This window comes from Variovorax raffinosi (assembly GCF_051216615.1).
Classification (GTDB): domain Bacteria; phylum Pseudomonadota; class Gammaproteobacteria; order Burkholderiales; family Burkholderiaceae_C; genus Variovorax.
Window position 1 is genome coordinate 161,530 of the sequence record NZ_JBPJZR010000003.1, and the last position, 26,155, is coordinate 187,684.

The window sequence follows — 26,155 nt, forward strand, 5'->3', positions numbered from 1 at the left end:
CGCCTCACAACGCCTGCAGAACGTCCTGCAGCGTATCGATCAGCAGATCCGCATTGGCTTCACTGAACACCATCGGCGGGCGGATCTTCAGCGTGTTGGCGTGTTCGCCGGTGGCGCTCAGCAGCACCTGCCGCTCGCGCAGCCCGTTGACGACGCGAACGGTCTCGGCGGTGGCGGGCGTGCGCGCGTGGCGGTCCGTCACCAGCTCCACGCCCACGAACAGTCCCGCGCCGCGCACGTCACCGATCAGCGCATGCCGCTCGGCGAGCTTCGCGAGGCCCGCGCGCAGATGGCGGCCGACGCGCTGCGCATTGGCCATCAGGCCTTCGCGCTCGATCACGTCGAGCACGGCCATGCCGGCGGCCATCGACACCGGGTTGCCGCCAAAGGTATTGAAGTAGCGGCACTCGCGGCCGAACGCAGCCAGCACCTCGGGCCGTATGGCCAGCCCGGCCAGCGGATGGCCGTTGCCCAGCGGCTTGCCCATGGTCACGATGTCGGGCACCAGGCGCGCGTGGCGCATGAAGCCCCAGAAGGCGTCGCCGGTGCGCCCGAGGCCGGGCTGCACTTCATCAGCGATGAAGATGCCGCCGGCTTCGCGGATCGCCGCCACGGCCTCCGTGAGAAAGCCCGCCGGGTCGGTGAAGATGCCGTCGCTCGAAAACACCGTGTCCACCATCAGCGCCGCCGGCCGCATGCCATGCGCCTGCAGGTCGGCGATGGCGGCCCGCACGCCCGCTGCAAAGGCCCTGCCCTGCTCCTCGGGCGGCACGCGGTAGCTGTCGGGCGGCGGCACGGTGCGCACGGCCTTGCCGAGCTGCACGAAGCGCCCGAGCGAAGGCGAAGCCTGCGCGATCGATTCGGTCACGCCGTGGTACGCGAAGCGCGTGACGATCAGTCCTTCGGCCTTGGTGTGGGCCTTGGCGATGCGCATCGCGAGATCGTTGGCCTCGCTGCCGGTGCAGGTGAACATCGCATGGCCGAGCGCGGGCGGCATGGTCGCGAGCAGGCGTTCGGCGTAGTCGAGCACGCCTTCGTGCAGGTAGCGGGTGTGGGTGTTGAGCACACCGGCCTGCCGCGCGATCGCCTCCACCACATGCGGATGGCAATGCCCGACCGAGGCGACGTTGTTGTACGCATCGAGGTAGCGCTTGCCATCGGCATCGTCGAGCCACACGCCCTGGCCGCGCACCGGGTGCAGCGGGGCTTCGTAGAACAGGCGGTAGGCCGGGCCGAGCAGGCGCGCGCGCCGCTCCAGGAGCGATTCTTCATCAGGCATGTTCGTGACTCTGGTTCATGCCGCAGGCGCGCCGGAACGCTGCACTGGCGGCATCGTTGCCGATGCGGTCGCAGGCCTGCAGGCGGGCCCATGACAGCGGGTTGTTGCGCAGCAGATAGGCCGCGTTGCCGGGATCGCGCGCCGCGCGCCAGCCGCTGATGGCCACCACCATCACGAGCCGCGCGGTGATAAGCGTGAACAGCGCGTCGACCTCTTCGCGCGTGAGCGGCAGCACCGCGTGGTACGCCGCGACGAAGGGCACGATGCCCGCCAGCGCATCGCCCGCCGGATCGAGCTGGTAGGCCGCAGCCACGGCCAGGTCGTCGATCAGCGGCGCGCGCACCATGTCGCCGAAATCGAGGACACCGGCAATGCGGTTGGTGTCGCTAGGGTCGACCAGCACGTTGTAGATGTTGAAGTCGTTGTGGATGGGCTGCGTGCGCAGGCTGGACAGCACCGGCTTGGCATCGCGCTCGAAGCGGTCGAGCGAGCGTTCCGCCAGCGCGCGGCGCACCGGATCGGTGATGTGCTGGAGCAGGCCGCGCACGCTGTCGGCGCGCTGGATGTCCCAGGGCAATGCCAGCGCGCCGGCCGGGTGGTCGAAGTCGCGCAGCGCGAGGTCGAGCCGGGCCAGCGTGCGCGCAAGGTTCAGTTGTTGTGTGGAAGTGCGCGGCGCATCGGGCATGGGCGTGCCCGGCAGATAGCTGAACAGCCGCGTCACGCGCGGCAGTCCGTCGGCTGGATGGCTCAGGAAGGAAGGCAGCCCATCGCGCGTGGGCACGATGCGCTGCACCGGCAGATCGGGATCGGCAACCGCGATGTGCAGCAGCGCCTGCGTCTGGAAATCCGCCACCAGCGGCGTTTCTGACGGATGCGAAATCTTCAGCATGAAGCGCTCGCCTGTTCGAGCGGATTCAAAACGGTAGTTGCGGTCGCGCTCGCCGGTCAGCGGCCGCATCTCGCCTTCGATGCCGTAGTGGTGCAGCGCGAGCGCGCGCACCCAATCGGCATCGAGCGCGGGCGAGCCTTCGCTCAGGACCTCGTCGTCGAACCCGACCTGCGCCGTCATGCGCCGCTCGCGAAGCCGCGCAGCGCGCTGGCGAGGTTCGGGCCCAGGTCGTCGGAGAGATAGCCGCCCTCCTGCACCAGCACGGTCGGCAGGCCGAGGCCGGCAATCTCCGCGAGCAACTGCGCAAAGCCGGGCGTCGTGATCTTCATGCCCTTGTACGGATCGCGCTCGTGCGCATCCAGGCCCAGCGCCACCACCAGCGCGCCGGGCGCGAAGGCGCGAATGCTCTGGCAGGCGTCGCGCAAGGCCGGCAGGTAGCCGTCGATGTCGGTGCCCAGCGCCAGCGGCTTGTTGATGTTGTAGCCCAGTCCCGCGCCCTCGCCCCGCTCGTGCGCGTAGCCGGTGAAGAAGGGCGTGAAGTTGCGCGGATCACCGTGCAGCGAAATGGTCAGCACGTCGGCGCGGCGGTAGAAGATGCCCTGCGTGCCGTTGCCGTGGTGCACGTCGATGTCCAGGATGGCCACGCGCTCGTGCGCCGCGCGCAACTGCTGCGCCGCAATCGCCGTGTTGTTGAGGTAGCAGAAGCCGTTGGCGCGGTCCGCGTAGGCATGGTGGCCCGGCGGGCGGCACAGCGCATAGGCCGCGCGCTCGCCCTGCAGCACCAGTTGCGCCGCATGCGTGGCCACGTGGGCCGAAGCCACGGCCGCCTCCCAGGTGTGCGCACCGATGGAGCAGGCGTTGTCGCCCATGTGGTAGCCCGCCTGCCCCACCACGCTCTCCGGGTAAGTGCAGGGCTCGCCGGGAAAGGGATGGATGTTGGGCATGACCTCGTCGGAGGGGTCGTCCAGCAACTGCCAGCGCGCATAGGCGGTCTCCAGAAAGCGCAGGTACTCCGGCGTGTGGATCGCGGCGCGCGGGCCGGGGCCGAAGTCTTTGGCCGCAATGACTTCGTGGCCGTCGTGCTCGACCGCCGACAGCAGGCGGAAGGCGCGCTCGGGCTGCTCGTTGCTGCGCTTCAAGCGCCCGCGCACCATGAAGAGTTGCGGGTCGTGGTCCTTGTGCACGTCGCTGTAGACGATCTTCATCGCGCGGGTCCTTTGCTGGGTGTGGGTGGTGATGGGGAAACGGTGCCGTGCTGCTTCACGAACAGCGCGCGCACCTGCAGCCAGGCGTCGTCCAGGTGTTCGCGCATGGCCGCGCGCGAAGCCTCGACGTTGCGGCTCTCCAGTGCATCGACGATCGGGTAGTGCGTGTTGGCCATGGTCTCTGGGTCGTGGTAGACCGCGTCGATGAGCGCGATGATCATCTGCATCTCGGTCTGCGTGTTCGAGAAGATGCGGTGCAGGTGGGCGTTGCCCGACAGCTCGCTGACCAGCGTGTGAAAAGCCAGGTCGGTCGCGATGCGCACATGCTGCGGCTGCGTGGGCGCGTCGCGCACCATCGCATCGACCAGCGCGCGCAGGCGGGCCAGGCCCGCGTCGTCGGCCTTGCGGCAGGCCAACTCGACGGCGGTCAGCTCCAGGCTCAGGCGCACTTCGAACAGATCGTCGATTTCCTGGACGCTGATGGTGCGCACCGCGAAGCCGTGGCGCGGCCGTGCCACCAGCACGCCCTGGCGTTCGAGCCGGCGCGCGGCCTCGCGCACCGGGGCGCGGCTCACGCCCATGCGGCGCGCGATCTCGGCTTCGACGATGCGGCTGCCGGGCGCGAGGTGCCCTTCGACGATGGCGCGTGTCAGTTGCGCCTCGACCAGCCCGACCAGGTCGGGCGCCTCGACGGACTCGAAAACGGCGCTGTCTGAAGGGGAGGAAAAAGCCATGTTGTTTGTCTCGTTGTGTGACGGGTGTGGCGGCTATTTTTTCACCGGCCGCCGCGCCAGGTAGATGCCCGCCGCCACGATCAGCGCAATGCCCGCCATGGCCAACCCGTCGGGCGGCCGGTGGAACCAGAAGGTGCTGAAGGCCACTGCAAGCAGCAGCTGGAAATAATTGAGCGGCGCCAGCGTGGCCGCCTCGACGCGCTCGAAGGCGGCCAGCAGCAGCCATTGCGCAAGGCCGCTGCAGGCACCGCCCGCAAGCAGCAGCAACACGGCGCCTGTGGCAGGCCGTTCGGTCGGCAGAAAGAACGGCGCGGGCAACGCCGTCACCACGAGGCACACCACGGCGGTGTAGGCGTACTGCACCGGGCTGGCGACCAGCCCCGCAAGGCGCCGCGTGAGCAACTGGAAGATCGCATAGCAAACGGCCGACACCGCCATCAGCACCGTGCCCAGCCACGGCAGGTTGCCGCCGGGCCGCACGATCAGCAGCATGCCGGCAAAGCCCACGCTCACCGCCACCCACTGGCTGCGCCGCACCGATTCGCCGACCAGCCAGGGCGACAGCGCCACCATCAGCAGCGGCGCGGTGAAGTAGATGGCGGTGGCCTCGGCCAGCGGCATCCAGATCAGCGCCGTCATGAAGCAGGTGGCCACCGTGGCGAGCATGGTGCCGCGCAGCAGCAGCAACTTCTTCTGCGGCGCGCGCCAGATGCGCAGGTCGCCGTGGCGCAGCAGCATCGCGAAGGCGATGCAGATCACCGACAAATAGCGCATCACATTGACGAACGGCGCCGGGTAGAACTGCAGCATGTATTTGCAGAAGGCGTCGTAGCTCGCGAAGGCCATCAGCGCGCAGAAGAACAGCGCAACGCCGGTGCTCCTGGAGCCCGGTGGGCGCAACGCGATGGCAGCGCTTGCAGTGTTCACGCCAATGAGGCCTCGAAGCGGACCATCGCGCGGTCGAAGCGCTCGAACATCTCGTCGACTTGCGCGGCCGTGATGACGAGCGGCGGGCAGAAGGCCACCGCATCGCCCATGGCGCGCACGATCAGGCCCTCGGCCAGCGCGAACTCGGCCAGCCGTGCGCCGGCCTTCATTGCCGGATCGAAGGGCGTGCGCCTGGCCGGGTCGGCCGCGAGTTCGAGCGCGCCGATCAGGCCCACGCCGCGCACTTCGCCCACATGCGGATGGCTGGCGTAGCGGCGCAGGCCGGCCTGGAACTTCGGCGCCAGCGACTTCACGTGCGCGAGCACTTCTTCGTCTTCGTAGATGCGCAATGTTTCGAGCGCCACCGCGGCCGTCACCGGATGGCCCGAGTAGGTGAAGCCATGGCCGAAGGTGCCGATCTTTCCGCTGTTGGCGGCCACGGCCGCATGCACCTGCTCGGACACCATGACGGCGGAGATGGGCACATAGCCCGACGACAGCGCCTTGGCGGCAGTGAGGATGTCGGGCCGCAGCCCGAAGGTGGTGGAGCCGAACATCTCGCCGGTGCGGCAGAAGCCGCAGATCACCTCGTCGGCGATCAGCAGCACCTCGTACTTGCGCAGCACCGCCTGCACCTTCTCGAAGTAGGTGGCGGGCGGCACCAGCACGCCACCCGCGCCCATCACCGGCTCGGCGATGAAGGCGCCCACGGTGTCGGGGCCTTCGGCCAGGATGCGCTGCTCCAGCGCATCGGCGAGGCGCGTGGCAAAGGCTTCTTCCGTTTCGCCCGGCTCGGCGTAGCGGTAGTGGTGCGGGCAATCGACATGCAGGATGCGGTCGATGGGCAGGTCGAAGTCGCGGTGGTTGGGAACCAGCCCGCTCAGGCTGGCGGCCGCCACGGTGACGCCGTGGTACGCATTGCGGCGCGCAATGATCTTCTTCTTGGCCGGCTTGCCGATGGCGTTGTGGTAGTACCAGACCAGCTTGACCGCCGTGTCGTTGGCCTCCGAGCCCGAGTTGGCGAAGAACACCTTGGACATGGGCACCGGCGCCATCGCGATCAGCTTTTCAGCCAGCGCAATGGCGGCAGCGTTCGATCGGTGATTGAAGGTGTGATAGCAGGGCAGCGTGTGCAGCGCATCGCTGCCGGCCTTGGCCAGGCGCGCGTTGCTGAAGCCCAGCGAGACGCACCACAGGCCCGACATGGCCTCCAGGTAGCGGCGGCCCTGGTCGTCTTCCACGTAGATGCCGTCGCCGCGCTCGATCACGAGCGGGTCGACCTGCGGATGCGCCGCGAGGTTGGTGAAGGGGTGCAGGTGGGCCGCGATGTCGTTGGCGGCACGTTCGGCATGCGCCGACTGCAGGGCGGAAGCGGGAATGGATGCGTTCATGGGCCTGTCCGTTTTTGTGATGGAGGGAATGCGGGAAGGAGCGCCTTGCGGCTCAGTAGCCCCGCTCGAGGTCGACGGCCGTGCCCGGCCGCTGCCCGCGCTGCAGCAGCGCGAGGTTGTCGAGCGTCTGCTGCGCGATCACCGACACGTCGGTGCGGGTCGCGATGTGCGGCGTGACGAGGATGCGCGGATCGCCCCAGAACGGGTGCTCCGGTGGCAGCGGCTCCTGCGTGAAGGCATCGAGCGTGGCGGCGGACAACGCGCCGCTGTCGAGCGCGCGCAGCAGGTCGGCTTCGACCAGATGCGCGCCCCGTCCGACGTTGACCAGGTGCGCGCCGCGCGGCAGGCGCGCGAACAGATCGGCGTTCAGAAAGCCTTGCGTCTGCGGCGTGAGCGGCAGCAGGCACACCAGCGTGTCGCAGCCCGAGAGAAATTCGTCGAGCTGCGCATCGCCGTGAAAGCCGGTGACACCGGCCGGCAGATCGGCCTTGGCGCTGCGGCTCCAGCCGCGCACCGAATAGCCGATGGCGGACAGCGCCCCGGCACAGGCCAGCCCCAGCGTGCCGAGCCCCGCGATGCCGACGCGATGGCGGCCCGGAGGGCTCATGGGCTGTTCCTGCCACGTGCCCCTTGCCCCGCTCGCAAGGTACGCCGGCATGTGCCGCTGGTGCTGGATCACGGCCCAGCACACATAGGCCTTCATGCCGGTCGCCATCTCCGGATCGACGATGCGGCACAGCGGCAGTGCGCGCGGTAGGAGCGGGTCGGCCGTGATGTGGTCGACGCCCGCCGCCAGCGATTGCACCAGTTGCAGTTGCGGCAACCGCGCGAGCAGGCCGTGCGGCGGATACCAGCAGACGGCGGCATCGATCTGGTCGAGCGGACCAAGCTCGGTGCCCAGCCGCAGGTCGATGTCGGGGCACTGCGCGCGGAAGGCGGGCGCAAGGTAGTGCATGTCGAGCACATCGCTCAGGAGCGCGACGCAGGGCATCAGGCCACCCTCGCCACGGCGTCGACCTGCCCTGCCAGACGCGGCACCGCGTCGATCAGCTTGCGCGTGTAGGCATGCTGCGGATCGTTCAGCACCTTCTGCGTTTCGCCGTACTCCACGACTTCGCCGCGCTGCATGACCGCGATGCGGTCGCACATCTGGCCGGCCACGCGCAGGTCGTGCGTGATGAACACCATCGCGAGCTGGAACTGCTCGCGCACCTGCGCAAAGAGTTCCAGCACCTGTGCCTGCACCGACACGTCGAGCGCCGACACCGGCTCGTCGGCCACCAGCAGCTCGGGTTGCATCGCGAGCGCGCGGGCAATGCCGATGCGCTGGCGCTGCCCGCCCGAGAACTCGTGCGGATAGCGTTGCGCCGCATCGGCGCCCAGGCCCACGAGCTTGAGCAACTCCATCGCACGCGCCATGGCTTCGGCCTTGCTCACGCCTTGTGCGATGGGGCCGCCCGCGATGGCGGCGCCCACGCGATGGCGCGGATTGAGCGAGGCATACGGGTCCTGGAACACCATCTGGATCTTGCCCGCCACGCCGCGCCGGAAGTTCTTGCCCTGCGCGAGCGTGCGGCCCTTGAAGATGATGCGGCCGCTGTCGAAAGGCGCGAGCCCCACCAGGCAACGCCCCACGCTCGACTTGCCCGAGCCCGACTCGCCCACCAGCCCGAGGGTTTCGCCACGGTGCAGTTCGAAGTTGATGTCTTTTGCTGCCTGCACCGCGCGGCCGCGCTTGAACAGGCCGCCGCTGGTGCGGTAGGTCTTGCACAGGTCCTGCACCTGCAGCACGCGCGTCATGTCGTCGTGCGGCACGGTCTGCGCCTGTCCATCGGGGATGGCGGCGATGAGCTTGCGCGTGTAGGGATGCTGCGGCGCGCTGAGCACCTGCGCGGCGGGCCCGGACTCGACCACATGGCCGGTCTGCATGACCACCACGTGGTCGGCGATTTCGGAGACCACGCCGAAGTCGTGCGTGATGAACAGCACCGCCGTGCCGCGCCGCTGCTGCAGCTCGCGGATGAGCTTGAGGATCTGCGCCTGCGTGGTGACGTCCAGCGCGGTGGTGGGCTCGTCGGCGATCAGCAGCACGGGCTCCAGCACCAGCGCGCAGGCGATCATGACGCGCTGGCGCTGGCCGCCCGAAAGGCGGAAGGGGTAGCTGTCGATCAGCAGTTCGGGGTCGGGCAGGCCCACGTCGGCCAGCGCGGCGAGGATGCGGCGGCGCTTCTCTGCCGCGGGCACGTTGCCATGCGCATCGAACACCTCGCCGATCTGTTCGCCGATGCGCATCACCGGGTTCAGCGCGGTCATCGGCTCCTGGAACACCATGCCGATGCGCCGCCCGCGCAGCTCGCGCATCTGCGGCTCGGTGAGCTGCAGCAGGTCGTGGCCGTCGAACAAAATGCGACCCGCCACCGGCGCCACATGCGGGCGCGGCAGCAGGCCCATGACGGCGTTGGCGATCATCGACTTGCCCGAGCCCGACTCGCCGACCACGCACAGCGTCTGGCCCGGCATGACCGAGAGCGTGGCGCCTTCGACGGCCAGCGCGCGGTCGGCCCCTGCGGGCAAAGAGATGCTCAGGTCGGCAATTTCTAGAACTGGATGCAGGGGCTTCATCGGCGTCACGGTGGCGTTCATTTGCCTCTCCCGTCGAGCCGCGTGTTGAGCCCGTCGCTCAGGCCTTCACCCACGAGGTTGAGCGCGAGCACCGTCAGCACGATGGCCAGGCCCGGGAACAGTGCCATCCACCAGGCTTGCCGCAACACGGTGCGCGCCGCGCCGACCATGTAGCCCCAGCTCATCTGGTTCGGGTCGCCCAGGCCGAGAAAGCTCAGACTGCTTTCAAGCAGGATGGCCGTGGCCACCATCAGCGAGGCCATCACGATGATGGGCGACATGGCGTTGGGCAGGATCTGCGTGAGGATGATGCGCGGCGTCGACTGGCCCGCGAGCAGCGCGGCCTGCACGAAGTCGCGCTGGCGCAGCGTGAGGAATTCGCTGCGCACCAGCCGCGCGACCGGCGGCCACGAGACGATCGCGATGGCCACGACGATCGACTTGATCGAAGGCTCGAAGATCGCCACCAGCACGATGGCCAGCGCGAAGCTCGGCACCGCCTGGAACAGCTCGGTGAAGCGCATCAGCGCGGCATCGATCCAGCCGCCGAAGTAGCCGGCCACCGCGCCGAGCGAGACGCCGATCAGCAGCGCCACCAGCGTGGACACCACGCCGATCAAGAGCGACACGCGCGCGCCGTAGACGAGGCCCGAGAGAATGTCGCGCCCCAGCGTGTCGGTGCCCAGCAGGAAGCCGGGCTCGGCCCAGGGGCGCACGAAGGGCTGCTCGACCATGGCCCACGGGTCGTTGGTGGCGAGCCACGGGCCGAGTAGCGCAACGGCCGCCACGATCAGCAGCACGACCATGCCGGCCACTGCGCCTTTGTTGCGGCGGAAGCGCCGCCAGAAAGGACTGTTCATCGTCATGTCGGTTGCTCCGCTGCGCGTTGTGTTGCGGGTTGCTTGAGTTCTGTGGGCTGTTGTTCTTGGCGCTGTCGTTCGGGGCGAGTGCGAATGACGCCAGGTGCTCCCCTCCGCGAATGTCCCCCGCTTCGCTCCTCCTTTATTTCGCTGCGGGGAGCACCTGGCGTCATTCGCACAGGGACACGCGGCTGGTGATCGCCGATCAACCAGTGCTCTGAGCGCTCGCGCCGATACGGGGCTCTTTTTCGCGAAATAAAGGAGGAGCGAAGCGGGGGACATTCGCGAAAAAGAGCACCGTGTCGGCGTGAGCGTCGCCCTGAACAGCAGCGCCCCAAACGAACAACGCGGCGACCCCAAAAACAGGCTCTCATGTCAGCTCGATCCGTGGGTCGACCAGCGTGTAGACGAGGTCAGTGATCAGATTGAACAAGACTGCCATCGCGGCCGTCACGAGGAAGGCGCCCAGCAGCAGGCTGTAGTCACGCTGCAGCAGCGCGTCGAACATGAGGCGGCCGATGCCGGGCCATGCGAACACGGTCTCGGTGAGCACCGCGCCGCCGATCATTCCGCCGGCCTGGATGCCCGCGAGCGTGACCACCGGCAGCAACGCATTGCGCAGTACATGCGCGCGCAGGATGCGGCCGGGCCGCACGCCCTTGGCGCGCGCGGTTTTCACGAAGTCCATCTGCGCCACTTCGAGCATCGCGGCGCGCGTCATGCGGGCATACACGGCCATGTAGAACAGTGCGAGCGTGAGCGCGGGCAGCACCAGGTGCTTCGCGATATCGAGTGCCAGCGCGAAGCCGGTGGCGCCCGAGCCCACGGTCGAGAGGCCGAAGCCCGGCAGCCAGTCGAGCTGCACCGTGAACACCAGCACCGCCATCAGCGCCAGCCAGTAGAGCGGCGTGGCATAGAACAGCAGCGCCACCACGGTGATGCCGCTGTCGACCCAGGTGCCCGCGCGCCGCGCCGACAGCGCGCCGAGCGTGATGCCGAACAGCAGCGACAGCGCGAAGGCCGTGCCGGTGAGCAGCAGCGTGGCGGGCAGCCGGTCCATGATGAGCTTGAGCACCGGCTGCTGCTGGCGGTACGAGTAGCCCAGGTCGAGCTGCACCACCTTGCCGACGTAGGTGGCGAGCTGCGTCGAGAGCGGCTGGTCGAGCCCGAACTGCGCGCGCAGTTGCGCGACGAACTGCGGATCGGACGCGCCGGCCTCGCCGGCCAGCACCGACACCGGATCGCCCGGCGCGGCGCGCACCAGCATGAAGTTGACCGTGGCGATCAGCAGGATCGCCACCAGCCCCTGCAGCACGCGGGTGAGCATGAACTGCGTGCGTTTCATCGGCGGCTCCTTCCTTGCGGGTGCGGGCTGGCCGTCATGCGACCGTTGCCGTGCCGAGGCTGTCGTTCAGGCCGATGCCCGAGCTGATGAGGTTGCCGAGCTTGGTGCGGTAGAGCGTCGGGAAGTTCAGCTCCAGCATCCAGGCCACGGGCACTTCGTCGAGCAGGATCTTCTGCGCCTGCAGATAGGTGGCTTTGCGTTTCTCGGGGTCGGTCTCGCGCGCGCCGGCATCGAACAGTTCGTCGATCTTCGGGTTGGAATAGCCCTCGACGTTGTTGAAGGGCGAGCCCTTGGCGATGTTGGCGGTGGTGTAGTTGCGCGCCACGCCCAGTGCCGGGTCGCCGTACTGGTAGACGTAGGTGAAGGCAAGGTCGTAGTCCCAGTCGTTCAGGCGCTGGTTCCAGCCGGCCACGTCGGTGGCGGTCATCTCGACCTTGATGCCGGCCTGCGCCAGGTTCTGCTTGAGGATCTCGGCCTGGCGCGACCAGGTCTCGCCGTAAGGCAGCGGCAGCAGCCGCAGCGTCTCGCCCTTGTAGCCCGATTCGGCGAGCAGTTTCTTGGCGGTCTCGATGTTGCGCGGGTACTTGGCAACGTCGGTGCTGTGGAACTTGATGTTGCTGTTGAACGGCCCGGTGGCGGGCTTGGCGAAGCCCTGCCATGCGATCTTGGCCATGGCCTCGCGGTCCATGGCGAACATCACGGCCTGACGGAACTTGACGTTGTCCATCGGCGCCTTGCGGTTGTTCAGCCACAGCCACGAATGCGGCGCGAAGAACTCCCAGCCCTTGGTGGTGACCGCGACGCCGGGCAGCTTGGCCAGGCGCTGCACGTCGAAGTATTCGACCGCGCCGCCCGGCACCAGGTCGACCTTGCCCGACTCGAAGGCGGCCGCGCGCGAGGCCGCATCGGGAATGATGTGGAAGTAGACGCTGTCGACCAGCGGCACGTCCTTGACGTGGTACTTGTCGTTGGCCACCAGCTGGATGTACGAGCCCTTGACCCACTCCTTGAACTTGAACGGCCCGGTGCCGATGGGCGTGGCGTTGGCGGGGTTGGTGGCGAAGTCGGTGCCGTCGTAGATGTGCTTGGGCACCATCGGCATGCTGCCGACCTCGAAGATGCCCAGGAAGGGCCCGAACGGGTACTTGAGCTTGAACTCGACCGTGAGCGGATCGACCGCGCGGATGCTTTCCACCGCCGCCAGGTTGGCCCGCAGGCGTGCATGCGTCTTGCGCAGGAACACATCGGCCGAGAACACCACGTCGGCCGAGGTGAAGGGCTTGCCGTCATGCCAGGTGACACCGGGCTTGAGCTTGAAGGTGTAGAGCGTGCCTTCCTTGTTGACGGTCCACGCGGTGGCCAGCGAGGGCAGCGGATTGATCTTCTCGTCGTAGCGCAGCAGGCCTTCGTAGATGTTGCCGGAGATCATCTGCGTGGGGCCGTTCTGCGTGATACCCAGCATCAGCCCCGGCGGCTCGGGCTGGACGACGGCGTTGATCACCCCGCCCTTCCTGCCCGCGGCCAGAAGGTGCAGGGGAACGCCGGCCAGCGTCAGGCCGGCGGTGGCAGCGGCACCCATCTGGATGAGGTTGCGACGTTTCATGAGGGCGAACTCCTTCTGGCTCTTGCGAGGTGGTGGACAGGGACGGAAGAAAGGAAGAAAGAAAGAAACAGGAAACGGGGAAAGCAGGTCAGTCGCGGAACGACGTGGCCGGTGCGGGCTCGATGCGCTGCAGCATCGCGCGCCATTCGCGCGCGTTCGGGTCGGAATGGCCGGGCAGGTCGCTGCCGCCACCGGCTTCGTACTGCCGCGCGGTCTTCTCGCAGACCTCGGCCGGCACCGGATGCACCGGCAGGCCGCTCGACTGGATGGCCACCTGCACGCGGCAGGCGCGCTCCAGGTTGAGCATCAGGATGAAGGCTTCGGACACCGTGCGCCCCAGCGTGACGAGGCCGTGGTTGCGCAGGATGAGCGCGCGGGCCGTCGGGCCCAGGTCGGCCACCAGGCGCTCGCGCTCTTCCGGGTCGAGCGCGATGCCCTCGAAGTCGTGATAGACCACGCGTTGGTAGAACTGCAGCGCCCACTGGTTGCACGGCTGCAGCCCGCCGGCCAGCGACGACACCGCCACGCCCGCCACCGTGTGGGTGTGCAGCACGCAGGCCGCGTCATGGCGCGCCGCGTGCACGGCGCTGTGGATGGTGAAGCCGGCCGGGTTCACGTCATAAGGCGAGTCGTCGAGGATGCGGCCTTCCAGATCGATCTTGACCAGCGACGAGGCCGTGATGTCGCGGAACAGCATGCCGAAGGGGTTGATGAGGAACTGGTCTTCGGTTCCCGGCACACGCGCGGAGATGTGCGTGTAGATGCTGTCGTCCATGCCGTAGTGCGCCACCAGCCGGTAGGCCGCGGCCAGGTCTTCGCGGACTTGGCGCTCGGCGTCGGAAACAGGTGGGGCCTTGCGGTCCACTGCGTGCAATTGCATATCGCGTTCCTTTTTCAGGCCCGGCGAGGAGTCGCCGGCGCCTTGTTCGGGTTCATCGGATCGACAGTGCAATCTGTCGACAGTTGACCCGCGACAGTCTTAAGCAATATGCAGGCCCGCGTGATGGGGTAAGCCCTTGGTCGCGGGTCGGAGGCTGAAAAAGTGATGCCGCACGAGGGACGGAACGCAAGAACGCCGGCGGCGCGTACAGGCAAGTGCGTGACGTCGGCGTGGTTGAACGGTCCGTTTGTGTGCCCGGGCGCACCGGCGAAGTGCCCTGCCCTGCGCTTTTTCGGCGCCAGCGATGAAGCGGCGCGGGTGCCGTCTTCTTTTTTAAAAAGCCCTGCTCAGGCCTGCGGACGCAACGCGCGCAAGGCGCGTCGCGGACTGCTGACGCCCGTCAGCACCCGATGGCCGGTGTACTCGGCGCAGTAGTCCAAAGCCTGTCGCAGTGCGGTGTCCACGCCGCGCAGCGACAGGTCGTACCGGGCGGCAACCTCGTGGCGGGTCAGCTCGTCGATGCGCAGCGCGACCAGCACCGAGCGATGGCGACGCGGCAAGCGCCCCATGGCCCGCTCCACCGCAGCCAGGTCGGAGCGTGCCGCCGCGATGTGATCCGGGCCCGGGGCGTGGTCAGCAAGGTGCTCCAGTTCGGTGACGGTGTCGCCCGCGTATTGCCATGGCCGGCTGGTTCTCAGCCGGTCCATCGCGGCGTTGCAGGCCACGCGATAGACGTAGGCACTGGGGTTCTGCACCGGCGTGCGCACCTCCAGGTGGCCCAGCCGCAGCCAGGCGTCGTGCAGGCACTCGCTGGCGATGTCGGCGCAGCCCAGGTGATGGGTCAGCTTTCGCCGCAGCCCGTCGTAGTTCGCGCAGAGAAAGCCCTGCAGCGCAAGGCGGCGTTGCGCTTCGCCCAGCGGCTCGTTGGCGGCTTCGTCGCCCTGCGCCGCCTGCGGTTCGCAAGAAGCACTCATCATCAATGCCATGGCGCATCCACCCGCGCCGACCTAGCGGTCCTGCTGCAGCCGACGACGCTCGTCGCTGCTCAGGTTCGCCCAGTGCCTGGGATCGATGTTCCGGCCCATGCCCACCACCTGCACCGGGTTCAGCGGGTCGTAGTCGCCCCGCGCGCCCGACTGCAGGCCCTGGCGCGGCGACGGCGTGTCGCTTCCGCCCGGCACCGGCTCGTTGCCGAACCCGAGCACGCGCACCGTGAAGACCGAAGGCAGCGTCTGCCGCGCGGCCGCGCGCTCGCGCTGCACCGCATCCTGCGCGGCGGCCGTGGCCTGCGCCGCCGCCGCGCTGGCGTTGGTCAGCGCGCCGATGTTGACGGCCGCGATCACCGGCAGGCCCTTGGTCTCGCCCTTGACCTGGATGTTGTCCGCGTTCAGCACCTGCAGCGCAGCGATATTGAGGTTCCCCGCCACGCGCAGTCCGGCATCGCCCGCATTCACCGTGCCGCGGGGTGCCACGAGGTCCACGTCGCCGTCGCCCACGGTGCCGATGCCGCTGCCGCTCATGTCCGATTTTTCGCGGATCACCGTCACGCCGTCCAGGTCGGTTGACACCTCCGGCCCCGACGGCACGCGCAAGGTCTTGGACCCGCGCCCGGCATCGATGTCGCCGACGGTGGACCAGATGATCTGGTCGCTGCCCTGCTTCGTCACCTCGGGCACAAAGGACAGGATGCGCGACTGGTTCACCGTGACGTCGTTCCTGGCGGCAATGCCGATGTGTCCCGAAGCCAGCGTCACCAGGCCGTAGCCGGCCGGCACGGTGGCGCCGAGCGCCGCCACCTGCAGGCCGCCGCCGGGCGTGAGCACGTCGATGTCGCCGCCGGCCATGGTGCGCAGCATGAGCTTGTTGGCTGCAACGTCGCCCTTCCAGTCCTCGCCCGCGAACAGCGTCTTGATGGCCGCATAGCCGCGGTTGTAGCCGCCGTTGCGCGGCAGGCCGCCCGTGCCCGGCTCGTTCTGGTCTCGCCCCGCTTCGCGCAACTCGAGCAGGTAGACCTGCCGCAAGAACTGCTGCTGCGCCGGCTGGGGCAATTGCTGAAAGCGCGCCCAGGCATCGAGCGGCGCCAGCGTTTCCCCGGTCATGTCTTTCATGTACGACACGAGGCCGCGGCGCACGGTCTTTTCCTGGCCGCCCGCGCGTGCCTCCGTCTGGTCCACCAGGTAGATCGGAAGTACCGTGCCGTCGGCGCCGCGGGCCTTCAGGTAGTCGGGCATGGACGCCACGCCGGCAGGGTCGAGGTAGGCGCGCGTGAACGCGTCGTAGCCCACGGCACTGTTCAACCCGGCCATGGCGGTGATGGTGGCGCCGCGCTCGGGCAGGCCCTTGACCTGCGTGTTGGGCAACGCGCGGTTGTTGGCGTCATAGCGCTGGTTGCCCAGCGTCTGCACCTGCAGGTTGTCGGCGTACAGGTCGCGGCCGGCGGCCAGCACCAGCGTGCCGGGCCCCTGGATCTCGATGTTGCCGGTCAGGCCCGTGGCGGCCCCGTTCTCGGGGTTGATGGGCCTCACGCTCTCCACGGCCAGGATGTCGTTGCCCGCCTCCAGCAGCGTGACGTCGGAGCCGCGCAGGTTGCGCCCCGCGAGCCGAAGGCCGCGGATGTCGGTACCCGCGCGCACCCAGGTCTGTTCGTTGGCCTTCACGTCGAGCCCGACGATGGAGCCCTGCGATGCATAGATGCGGCTGGGCTCGAAGTCGTTGGCCAGCGGCAGCACGTCGGGGTTGTTCACGCGGCGCAGGTACGGATGACTGACGGGCGACGACAGGATCGGGCCGATCCGGTTGTCGAGCAGGTCCTCCATGTTCATCTGGTTGAACGGCGAGTTCGCGCCGCCCGGCATGAAGCCCGAGGGCATCATCCCCGGCGTCGCATAGGCCATGGCGAGTTGCGCGTCGAAGCGGATGTCGTTCTTTGCCAGCAGCTTCACGTCGTTCGTGGTTCCCGGCAACACGTACATCGGCCCGTCGATGGCAAGGCTGCCGTTCAGCGCGGCCGCCGAGAAGCGGGCCGGATACCGGTTGCCGCCAAAGCCGATGAGGGGGTCCGCGCCGGTGCCGTTGAGCAGCAGGTCACGGAAGCTGAACTCCGCGCGGTTCACGAAGGTGATGTTGCCCCCGGTCGACACCAGCCTGAGCGCGCTGCGGTCGGTGTAGCCGCTCATGTAGGCGCCGTAGTTGAGCACCTGGCCGTCGTTGCGCAGGCCTTCGCCGTAGGTCATCAACAGCGGGTCGACCACGGTCTGCAGGCGCAGGTCACCCGCCGTGCGCAGGCTCAGCGTGGCGTCGCCCAGGGCGAGCACCGGGGCCACGGTGTAGTTCGTCTTCGTGACGGTGCCGGCCCTGTCGTCGCGGGTCAGGACGAAGGTGTGGCCGATCCCCGTCTCGCCGGCGCGAATGTCGCCCGCACCGCGCGCCACGTAGTACTGGCCGCCGAGAATCGCGCCGCCGGCCGTGACCGTCATGGCGCCGCCGTTGCGCATTTCCATGGTCATCGCCTCGCTCGCGGAACGGCCGCCGCGCATGCGCATGTGGGTCGGCAAGGCGACCAGTAGGTTGCGCAGGTTCGCGCCCGCCGTCACGCTCACGTTGCCGCCGCCCAGCGCGCCCACGCCCTGCTGGAAGCGCCCGTAGTCGATCCACCAGCTCGACTGCTCGGGCGCATGCAGGATGGGGCCGTAGCTGCCGTCCGGCCGCACGCCGTTTTCGCCGTTGGTGAACTCGCTGAAGAAGCCTTCGATGCCCAGGTTGCCCTGCCGGTTGAGCCACTCGGTGAAATGCTGGCCCGACGGCACGGCCTCGATGCTGCCCTGCGCGCCGATGACCACATTGCCGCCCTCCACGCCGTAGCTGGCATTGGGCTTGGCCGTGGAGAAGTCGCTCCACGTCGTGGTGTCCTTGCGCCCGGCGGTGTAGATCACCGATTCCTTGTGCGCCAGGCGAAGGTCGCGGCCCGCGCGCACCTCGATGTCGCCGGTGCCGGTGCGCACCAGCTTGCCCGCGCCGTTGTCCGGCGTCGGATCGCTGTCGGTGGGAACGGCGGTGTTGGCCGTGCCGACCGTGATCGACCCCTTGCCCCCGGCCAGTGCCGCAAGCGGCTTGAGCGCCATCGCGTCGGCCGAGCCCAGCTCGCCGCCCGCCACCAGCCGCAGGTTCCACGACGGGCCCGCCTGCAGGAGCCCGCTGCGGTCCGCCGCATCGAAGCCGTCGCTCAGGTGGCCGTTGATGGCGAGGTTGCCGCCCGCGCGCAAGGTCAGCGTGCCTTCGCGTGCCGTGGAAAAGTCGCGCAGCAGGTTCCAGTCGCTGTTCAGCGCGAGATCGCCGGCGCTGCGGATCTCGACGCCCGGCATGATCGCCAGTCCGGTGCGCAGGCGAGCCGCCACCGCGCCCAACGCGGCGCGGAACTGGCCGGCGTGCGCAACGGCGTCGGCCATGACCGAATCGACCGTCGAGCCGTCGTAGTCCTTCACGTCATAGGTGCTCACGCCTTCGAGCACCGCGGAGCGCGCGCCGGTGATGACCGTGCCCAGCGCCACGACCGCGATGTCGTCGTGGGCGGCATTCTGTTGCGCGCGCAGTCGCACCTTGCCGCCTTCGTTGCCTGCCACATCGATCACGCCGCCCTGCAGGTTCAGTTGGCCGCCGGCCGCTTCCAGCGTGACACGGCCGTTGCCCAGGCTGCCGGTGGCGCCGGCGAGCAGCTGCGCGCCGCCGTGCATCGCCACGCCGTTGCCGGCGCTGATGCGGATGGCGCCGCCGTAGGCCGAGCGCGCATCCACCGTGCCGGCAATGTCGATGCTGCCGCGGTCCGCCGTGAGGCCGAAGTCCTCGACCGTCGTGGACCCGCCCAGCACCACGTCGCCCTGGCGAATGCGGAACTGGCGCGAACGGTTGAAGCCCGCGTCGTTCAGCCGCTGGCTGAGGCCGGCGAAGTCGGGCAGCGCCTCGATGTCGAGTGCGAAGCTGCCCGCCTTCCCGCCGTTGCCGCCGGCATGCGCCGCGATGCGCCCGTCCAGCACCACGGTGCCGCCCTGCGAAGCCGCCAGGCTCAGCGTGCCTGCGTCGCCGCTGTTCGGGTGCGCGGCCAGGTTCAGTCGGCTGCCGGTGTCCAGCCGCACGTCGCCGCCCACCGCCGAAAGGTTGATGCGGCCCGCGTCCGCGTATTCGGTCACGTCGAAGAACGGCTTGGCGAACCCGCCCACGTCGATCAGCGCGCCGTCGGCCACCACGAGGCTGCCGCCGGTCGCCGTCATGTCGATGCTGCCGCCCAATGCGACGGCCCGCCCGCCGAACCGGATGCTGCGCCCCGTGAGGCCCAGGCGCAGGCCCAGGCTGTCCTGCAGGTCGAACGACGCGGCCGCCCCCGCAGCGGGCGCTACCACCTGCAATGCGCCGCCGGTGGCAATGGTCTGCGCCGCGCTGCCCCGGCCGGTGAGCAGCGGCGTGTTCAATGTGAGCGGCGCGGCGCCCGTGTCGATGCCACCCGCCCCCTCGCCGACGATCGCGTCGCGGCCCGACAGCGTCACGGCGCCGAAGCCGGTGAAGCTCTTCTGGCCCGCGCCCAGCACCAGCGTGGCCGCGTCCAGCGTGAAGCCGCCCGTGCCCGTGCCTGCCGGCGCGCCCGTGCCGCCGCCGCTGTTGACGAGCGCGATGCTGTCGCCCCTGATCACCACATCGCCCGCGCCCCGGCCGACGAATGCGGCGCCGTCGAAGGTCAGCGATTTCAGGCCGGCCGCGCCCAGGTCCAGCGAGCCGTAGAAGTCGAAGTCCGAATAGCTGCGCAGCGTCAGGCGCGTGGAATGCGAGAGCTGCGCGAGCGTGCCGCTGTCCAGCACCATGCCTTCGGAGCCTCCGCCGAAGCCGATGCGGCCGGAGGCCACCGACAGGTCGGCGCCCGAGATCTGCGCCGAGCCGGCCAGCTCGGTCGTGCGCGTGGCATCGATCAGCAAGGACTTGTCGCCGTTCACCACGGCGCCCGCGCCGATGGTGACCAGCCCACCGCGCGAGGTGTCCACGCCCTGGCGGATGACCTTGACCGCATCGCCGGTCGCCACGCGAACCAGCGCGCCCCAATCCCTGGCGGGCGTGGTGAGCACGTCGTCCACCGCGTCCTTGGCGTCGATCACGCCGTCGCTGTTGTCGTCCAGGTTGCCGTCAGGATCGGTGTAGACCGCCGCAACCCTGGGCTTCATGATCAGGCTGCCCGAGCCGCGGGTGCTGCCGCCCTTCGCGCTGACGCGGCTTCCGGCCTTGATGGCCACCTGCTCGCTGGCCGCCAGGATGATTTCGGGGCCGGACAGCTCGGACCCCTCGCCGTTGTGCACGACGATGTCGGTCGCGGTCACGTCCAGCTCCAGCCCGAGCGCATTGCCGTGGCGCTTGCCGCCCACCAGCAGGCTGCCGGCGCCGAAGTTCGACAGGCTTGTCGAATCGATGACGAGGTAGCCGTCGGCCTGCAGCCCGGCGGCATCCTGCCCGCTGCCCAGGATGGCGATCTTCTTGCCGGCTATGTCGACCAGCCCGCCGCGCCCGCCCGCTTCGGGCGCCGAGCGCAAGGTGCCGTCCAGCACGAGCCGGCGGCCCGCGTCGAACACGACCGCGCCGCCGTCGCGCGGCAGGCGCGGCGTGACGATGTTCTGGCCGGTGAGCCGGTACTGCGTGAGCTTGAAAGCCTCGGACGAGAAAAAGTCGTTGGCCGTGGCTTCGTTGTATTCGGTATAGCGGCGCAGCGTGCTCCCGGGCATCACGCGCCAGGCCGTGGCCTGCGCATCCTGGTTGCCGCCGTAGCCGTTGCCGGCCCGGCCCTGCATGACCAGGCTGCCGTCGGGCGCGCGGGTGGCAGGCGCGGCTGCGCCGCCCCATGCCTTGCCCGTCGCCTGCACCGCGAAGGCGCCGGGCAGCAACGCATAGCGCGCGGGCAGCAGGGTGTACCAGCCGGCCGCAAGACCAGGGCCGCCGACGAGCCAGACGCGCTGGCCGGCCTCCGCGCCGCCGGCGGGCGCCGCACCGGCCATTCCGGGCAGGATGGCGTACATGCCGGGCACGTTCAGCACATCGTGCGACCCACCGGGACCGGGCACGAATTCCGAGGCGTGCAGGTCGCCGCCGCCGGCAATGTCCACCACCGCGCCCCGCGCCAGCGCCACGTCGGGCGACTTCATGGTGATGCGCTTTTCGGGCGGCGCCAGCAGCGAGCCGCTGGACGGATTCGCGCTGTCGAGGGCCTTCGACGGATCGTGCCAGTGCTCGTTGTTGAACAGCGTGCCATAGGGCACGTCCAGGCCCGCGCCCGACACCGACGTGAGGCTGCCCGCGCCCAGCGACAGGCGTTCGCCGGCATTCAGCTCGATCTGGCCGAAGGGTGCCCGCAGCACGCCGTTCTGCGCGATCACCGGCGCCTCCAGGCGCAGGCTGCCGCCGGCCGACAGCGGCGCGCCGCCGTCATCGCCCCGGCGTTCGACGGTGATCGAGTCGCCGGCGCGAAGGACGCCGGTCATTCCGGTCGCCGGGTACACCTGGCCTGCGTTCAGCACCAGATGTCCGTCGACGTCCAGGTTGACCTGCAGCACGGTCTCCTCGTTGATCTGCGCGGGCAGCGCGCCGCCCATGCGGATCTCGCCGGCGTCGAGCACCGTGCGGCCGAAACCGGTGATGCGCACGGTACCGGCCTGCGACTGGCCCGGCTCTTCCCGCGTGGCGATGTCGATCAGCGAGGCGCTCAGGCTCAACTGCCCCGCCGCGGCGGCGTCCTGCCCGGCGGGCAAGGCCGCCGGTGCGGCTGAAGCGCCGGGCACCGCCGACAGCATGATGCGCGGCGCGCGCAGCGACGACGACGAAGCCGCATGCCCGACGATGGCGCCCTGCAGCAGGATCGAGCGGCCCATTGCAAGGTGCGCGTTGTCCAGCCGGATCGCGCCTTGCGCCGCGTTCACCAGCGAGAGGTCGGCGAAGCCGCCGTCCTTGAACGCTTGCGGCCGCACCGTCAGCGCGAAGTTCTGGCCGGGCTTCTGAAGAATGTCGCGCAACAGATCGCTCGAGAAAAGGATGTCGCGGAAGTTGTCCAGCGCTTGCGCGGACAGGCCGAACTGCGCCGGGTCGAGCGGCACGCTGGCGCCGGGCGGCGCCAGCCCGTCGGACACCACCAGTTCCTTCACGTCCGCCAGGTGTGCGATCAGGGAGGACGGCAGCACCAACGGGCCGGTGATGTCGTAGCCCCAATCGCGCAGTCCGGGTGCCCAGTCGAAGTCCAGGCCCTGCTTCCAGTCGCCGCACACGCCATCCCCGAAGAAGCCGGCGCAGTCCGGGTCCTGCAGCACGCGCCCGAGCCGCTCCAGCGGCGAGCCATCAGGCCCGGACGCCGCGGTCATGTTCAGGCGGATGCGACCGCCGCCGCCGCCGGGGCCGCCCGCCGCGCCTCGCAGCGTGCTTTCGACGAGGCCCTTGCCGGTGATGTCGATCAGGCCGCCGTTGCTGTCCAGCGTGATCGCCGCCGCGGGCCTGAGAATCCGCGTGCCGTTCGGGCCGGCATCGGGCACGCCGTCGATCGTGCCGGTGGCGCCCGAGACGTCGATGAGCGCACCCTTCGCGAGCAGCAACTCATCCGCCTGGATCTGCACCGTGCCGCCGTCGCGCACCTCGCCCACGCGGCGCCCGGTGCTGCTGTCGACATGGATCAGCGGCACGCCGCGCGCCAGCAACTCGCCGCCGGCTTCCAGGGTGAGCTTGCCGCCGCGCAGTGCGATGCTTCCCGCCGGTGCCTCAAGGCGCCCGGCGACAGTCAGCACGCCGAGCGCGCCGCCGGCGTTCAGCGTCAGGGCGCCGCCGGTGTCGGTGCGCACCTGCGCGCCCCTGGCCACATGGACCGGGCCGTTCTCCGTGCCGAGCGACAGCGATGCGGGATCGCGCGCCGCGCGCTCCTCCGGCCGCAGCACGCCCGTGGGCATCGCGCCGGCGAGATTGCGGCCGCTGGGCAGGTCGCGCCAGGCGAAGCCGTTCATGTCGATGCTGGTGGCCTGCTGCGACACCACCGCGCCTTCGGGCACGACGATCCCGTTGCCCTCTCCGCGCACCGAGACCGCCACTTTTCCGAAGCCGCGCTCGCCGAACAGCGTGGCCGGCAACATCACGGTCGCCGCCGCGCCTGCCTGCTGCGAGGCCACGGGCGTGCCGCCGATCTGCACGCCCGAGGCGGCCTGTATCGACAGGCTGCCCGCCGAGCCTGCGGCATGGGCGCGAAGGTCGAGCGTGCCCAGGTCCAGGTCGGGCGTCACGCCGTTCAGGGAAATGGAGCCCGCGTCGCCCACGCTCAGCACGGGCAGGCCCTTCTTGCCCAGGTCCACGCGGCCGCCTCCCGAGACGTCGAACACGGCGTCCTTGTGGGCGGAGATCTTTCCAACCTCGATCCGGATGTCGCCGCCGTCCATCGCCCAGGCGCCTCGCAGCGCGCCGTCGCGCCATGCGTTGATCCACTGGCCGCTCGCGTCCAGCCGCCCCTGCTCGCCCACTTCGAGCTTTCCGTTGCTCGACCCGAGCACGATCTGCCCGCCCGCCGCGCGGATCTGCCCGTTGATGCGGATGTCGTTCGTCGAGCCCTCCGTGCCGGCCACGGACAGCGACGCGCCCGGCGACAGGTTCAGGGCCGCGCCGCGCGCAAGCTCGAAGTCGCCGTTGATGGTGTTCAGCACGATGGTGCCCATGCCGGAATCGCTGAGCATGTCGTCCGACAGGTAGGTGAGCTTGCGCGACTTCTGCTCGCCGGGCTTGAGCTGCACGTAGAAGTCTTCGCCGAGCTTGCCGGTCGCATCGAAGTCCTGCGCGAGCCGCTTGGGGTCGTGGCTCACGACGATGGTGCCCGGCGACCACGGCCGCCCGGGCGGCGTGTTCTCGCCCAGCTCCAGCCGCCCGCCCTTGTTGCCGCCCGGCTTCTGCGCCTGGCGCTCGCCCACCACCACGCCGCCGAGCATGTCGCCTTCGAGCACCATGGCGTCGGCCGCAAGAATCTTCACGCCGCCCGCCTTGCGCCCTTCGGTGTAGCCGGCTTCCTTGTAGTCGGCACCGATGAGCGGCGTGCGCCAGGTGGTCTTCACGCCCCAGCGCACATGCTCGTTCGTGAACTGGCCCGCGATGCCGGTGTAGTCGATGTCGGGCATGGCGCGGTCCATCGTGTGTACGCGGCCGTCGGCACCCATGAGCTTGGTCGCCGTGTTCATGCCGTCGGTGTAGCGCACCGATCCGCCGGACACGTCGATCATCGAGCCCGAGCGCGTGATCACCGTGCCGCTCGCGCGCAGCTCGATGCTGCCCGCGTTGGCCGAGAGTTCGCGCAGGTCGGTCTTGCCCACGCCCACCCAGCCGCTCACGTCGCCCAGCGGCGTGCCGACCCATGCGCCGGGAATGTAGGTGGCGCCGTCGGGGCCGGTCACCCATTGCACGCCGGCCATCGGGCCGTCCTTGAACACGCCACCCACGCGCCGGTCGACGATCACCTTCTTGCCGCGCACCCACGAGTCGAGCAGCAGCGGCGAGTCGCGCAATTCATTGATGCGCAGCTCGGCCTCGATGAAGTTGCGCGACATGTCCACCTGCATCCCCTGCAGGCCGGCCACGCTCAGGAAGGCTTCGCTGTCCAGGTAGATGCGGCTGGCATCGCGCACGCCGCCGGGCTTGAGGTAGGGGAACGGCGTCATCGGGTTGACCGCGGATTCGGCCGTGATGGTTCCCGCCGGCACCAACACGCCCGCCTTCGAGCGGATGTCGATCAACTGTCCGTACAGGCCCACGTGGCCGGGCTGGTAGCGCGTGGCGAGCGCGGCCGCCTCGATCTCGCCGGTGTCCGAGGTATCGGGCAGGACCTGCGCGATGCTTCCTTCGCCCAGCGTCAGCGTGCCGGCCGACCAGTTGATGAGGTCGTTCACGCCGTCCGCGTACATGTGGCTGCCCAGGCCCCAGGCGCGCAGCAGGATGGAGCCGTTGCGGTTGTTCAGGGCGGTCGTGGCGCTCAGCACGCCCAACTGCCGCACGTCCTGCGCCTGCAGGGTGATGTTGCCGCGCTCGGCCTGCACGGTGCCGCTGTTCACCACCTCGTAGCCGACCGCCTTGGCGCGCGCAGCCATCTCGGGCATGACGACGTCGCGCAGGCTGTTGACGAAATTCACATCGGCGTAGACAGGTAGAAGCCCCAGCGCCCCCTGTATCTGCCCGCCGCCGAAAGCCCAGCCGGGCACGGCCGAGGCCGCCACATCCAGACCACGGGGCGCATTCGGGTCCTGCGCGGACGGCGTCTTCAGGTAGATGTTCTCGCCGGCCGCCAGGATGACCTGGCCGTCGGGTGCGGAAATATGGCCCGCGTTGCGCACCTTGGGGGCGAACAGCATGACCTTGCCGCCAGTGTCCGCGGCCAGGCGCGCGCCGGCTTCGACCTTGACCTCGCCGGGCGCCGCGCCGGGATCGAAGCGGTCCACGCCCCCCATGCGGTCGGGCACGCCGCCGCTGCCGGCCTTGAAGCCCGAGTCGCCGTAGATCGCGGGCCGGGTGGCCGTGAACTCGCCGAACTGCGGAATGGCGAAGTCGTTGCCCTGGTTGGGGAGCACCTGCGCGTTGTTGATGCCCAGCTTGAACTGCTTGTCCGACAGCGCCAGGCTCGACGCCACCAGCGAGCGCGTGTTCACCTGGCTCGAGCCGGTGAAGACGATGCCGTTGCGGTTGACCAGGTACACCGAGCCGTCCGCCTTGATCTGCCCCGCGATCTGGCTGGGCCGCCCGCTCGGGTCGTTGATGCGGTTCAGCGCAATCCACGCGTTGGTGCCGTCCGGCTTCGCCCCGCCCTTCTGGTCGAACTGCACCGTGGTGTTCTTGCCGACGTTGAAGCTCTCCCAGTTCAGGATCGCTTTTTCGTCGGTCTGCCGGATGCCGACCACGATGCGGCCGCCCGCGGCGGTCTGCACCGGCGCGTTGGCATTGAGCCAGCCCGCCGTGAGGCTGTTGCTGTCCACCTTCAAGCCGCCGTCGGCCAGGCCATCGGGAATGTCCGAGCCGGCACTCAGCGCCGCCTGTCGCGCCGCCTCCTGGGCCGACTGCTGCGCGGCGATGCCGCGCGCGGCCATGTTCAGGTTGTTGATCGAGCGTTGCAGCTGCTCACCGGCCTTTTTCTGTTCCAGCGGATTGGTCAGCATCGATGCCGGCATGCCGTTGGGCAGCCGGCCCGTGGCGGTTGCCGTGTTCTGCGTCGCGTTCTTGGCCGCGAACCAGGCGCCGCTGAAGGCCTGCTGCGCCTGCGCATCCATGAGCACGCCGTTGGCGGCCAGGGTCATGGCGATGGCACGCGCCATGGGCGCCATGCGAAACGGCTGTGCCCGCAACGGCTTCTGCTTACGCATCCCGTTCCTCGGTGTGGTTGCTGCGCCCAGGGGC

General features: G+C 69.3%; 14 protein-coding genes. All 14 read right to left on the bottom strand.

Annotated features, from left to right (window positions below; translation table 11 throughout):
• Positions 1 to 4: 4 nt before the first annotated feature.
• A complete protein-coding gene (locus tag ACSFB7_RS11850) occupies positions 5 to 1,279 on the bottom strand; it encodes an aspartate aminotransferase family protein (RefSeq protein ID WP_435470252.1) in 1,275 nt (424 codons plus the stop codon).
• Complete coding sequence (locus ACSFB7_RS11855; protein WP_435470254.1) at positions 1,272 to 2,348, bottom strand: phosphotransferase; 1,077 nt, start codon at positions 2,346 to 2,348, stop codon at positions 1,272 to 1,274. Before ACSFB7_RS11855 ends, ACSFB7_RS11850 begins: the two co-directional genes overlap by 8 nt.
• On the bottom strand, positions 2,345 to 3,373 hold the full coding sequence (locus ACSFB7_RS11860) for a histone deacetylase family protein (protein WP_435470256.1): 1,029 nt from the start codon (positions 3,371 to 3,373) through the stop codon (positions 2,345 to 2,347). Before ACSFB7_RS11860 ends, ACSFB7_RS11855 begins: the two co-directional genes overlap by 4 nt.
• Positions 3,370 to 4,107 carry a GntR family transcriptional regulator gene (locus tag ACSFB7_RS11865; protein ID WP_435470258.1) on the bottom strand — a complete coding sequence of 246 codons (738 nt, stop codon included), beginning with the start codon at positions 4,105 to 4,107 and terminating at the stop codon, positions 3,370 to 3,372. Before ACSFB7_RS11865 ends, ACSFB7_RS11860 begins: the two co-directional genes overlap by 4 nt.
• 33 nt (positions 4,108 to 4,140) lie before the next feature.
• Positions 4,141 to 5,034: a DMT family transporter gene (locus ACSFB7_RS11870; RefSeq protein ID WP_435470260.1), complete on the bottom strand. Its 894-nt coding sequence runs from the start codon at positions 5,032 to 5,034 to the stop codon at positions 4,141 to 4,143.
• Complete coding sequence (locus tag ACSFB7_RS11875; protein ID WP_435470262.1) at positions 5,031 to 6,425, bottom strand: aspartate aminotransferase family protein; 1,395 nt, start codon at positions 6,423 to 6,425, stop codon at positions 5,031 to 5,033. Before ACSFB7_RS11875 ends, ACSFB7_RS11870 begins: the two co-directional genes overlap by 4 nt.
• Before the next feature lie 52 nt (positions 6,426 to 6,477).
• Complete coding sequence (locus ACSFB7_RS11880) at positions 6,478 to 7,416, bottom strand: 2-hydroxyacid dehydrogenase (protein ID WP_435470264.1); 939 nt, start codon at positions 7,414 to 7,416, stop codon at positions 6,478 to 6,480.
• Complete coding sequence (locus ACSFB7_RS11885; RefSeq protein ID WP_435470266.1) at positions 7,416 to 9,068, bottom strand: ABC transporter ATP-binding protein; 1,653 nt, start codon at positions 9,066 to 9,068, stop codon at positions 7,416 to 7,418. The genes ACSFB7_RS11880 and ACSFB7_RS11885 overlap by 1 nt, the downstream gene beginning before the upstream one ends.
• Positions 9,065 to 9,907 (bottom strand): ABC transporter permease, encoded by an 843-nt coding sequence (locus ACSFB7_RS11890; RefSeq protein WP_435471028.1) that lies wholly within the window; start codon positions 9,905 to 9,907, stop codon positions 9,065 to 9,067. Before ACSFB7_RS11890 ends, ACSFB7_RS11885 begins: the two co-directional genes overlap by 4 nt.
• 370 nt (positions 9,908 to 10,277) lie before the next feature.
• Positions 10,278 to 11,252, bottom strand: a complete 975-nt coding sequence (locus ACSFB7_RS11895) for an ABC transporter permease (protein ID WP_435470268.1) — start codon at positions 11,250 to 11,252, stop codon at positions 10,278 to 10,280.
• A 34-nt stretch (positions 11,253 to 11,286) separates the two neighbouring features.
• Positions 11,287 to 12,855 (bottom strand): ABC transporter substrate-binding protein, encoded by a 1,569-nt coding sequence (locus ACSFB7_RS11900; protein ID WP_435470270.1) that lies wholly within the window; start codon positions 12,853 to 12,855, stop codon positions 11,287 to 11,289.
• A gap of 88 nt (positions 12,856 to 12,943) precedes the next feature.
• Positions 12,944 to 13,735: a class II aldolase/adducin family protein gene (locus ACSFB7_RS11905; RefSeq protein ID WP_435470272.1), complete on the bottom strand. Its 792-nt coding sequence runs from the start codon at positions 13,733 to 13,735 to the stop codon at positions 12,944 to 12,946.
• A 347-nt stretch (positions 13,736 to 14,082) separates the two neighbouring features.
• Positions 14,083 to 14,709: an RNA polymerase sigma factor gene (locus ACSFB7_RS11910; protein WP_435470274.1), complete on the bottom strand. Its 627-nt coding sequence runs from the start codon at positions 14,707 to 14,709 to the stop codon at positions 14,083 to 14,085.
• Between the two features lie 33 nt (positions 14,710 to 14,742).
• The gene (locus ACSFB7_RS11915; protein ID WP_435470276.1) at positions 14,743 to 26,121 is read right to left on the bottom strand and encodes a filamentous haemagglutinin family protein; all 11,379 of its coding nucleotides are present in this window, start codon (positions 26,119 to 26,121) and stop codon (positions 14,743 to 14,745) included.
• Positions 26,122 to 26,155 lie beyond the last annotated feature (34 nt).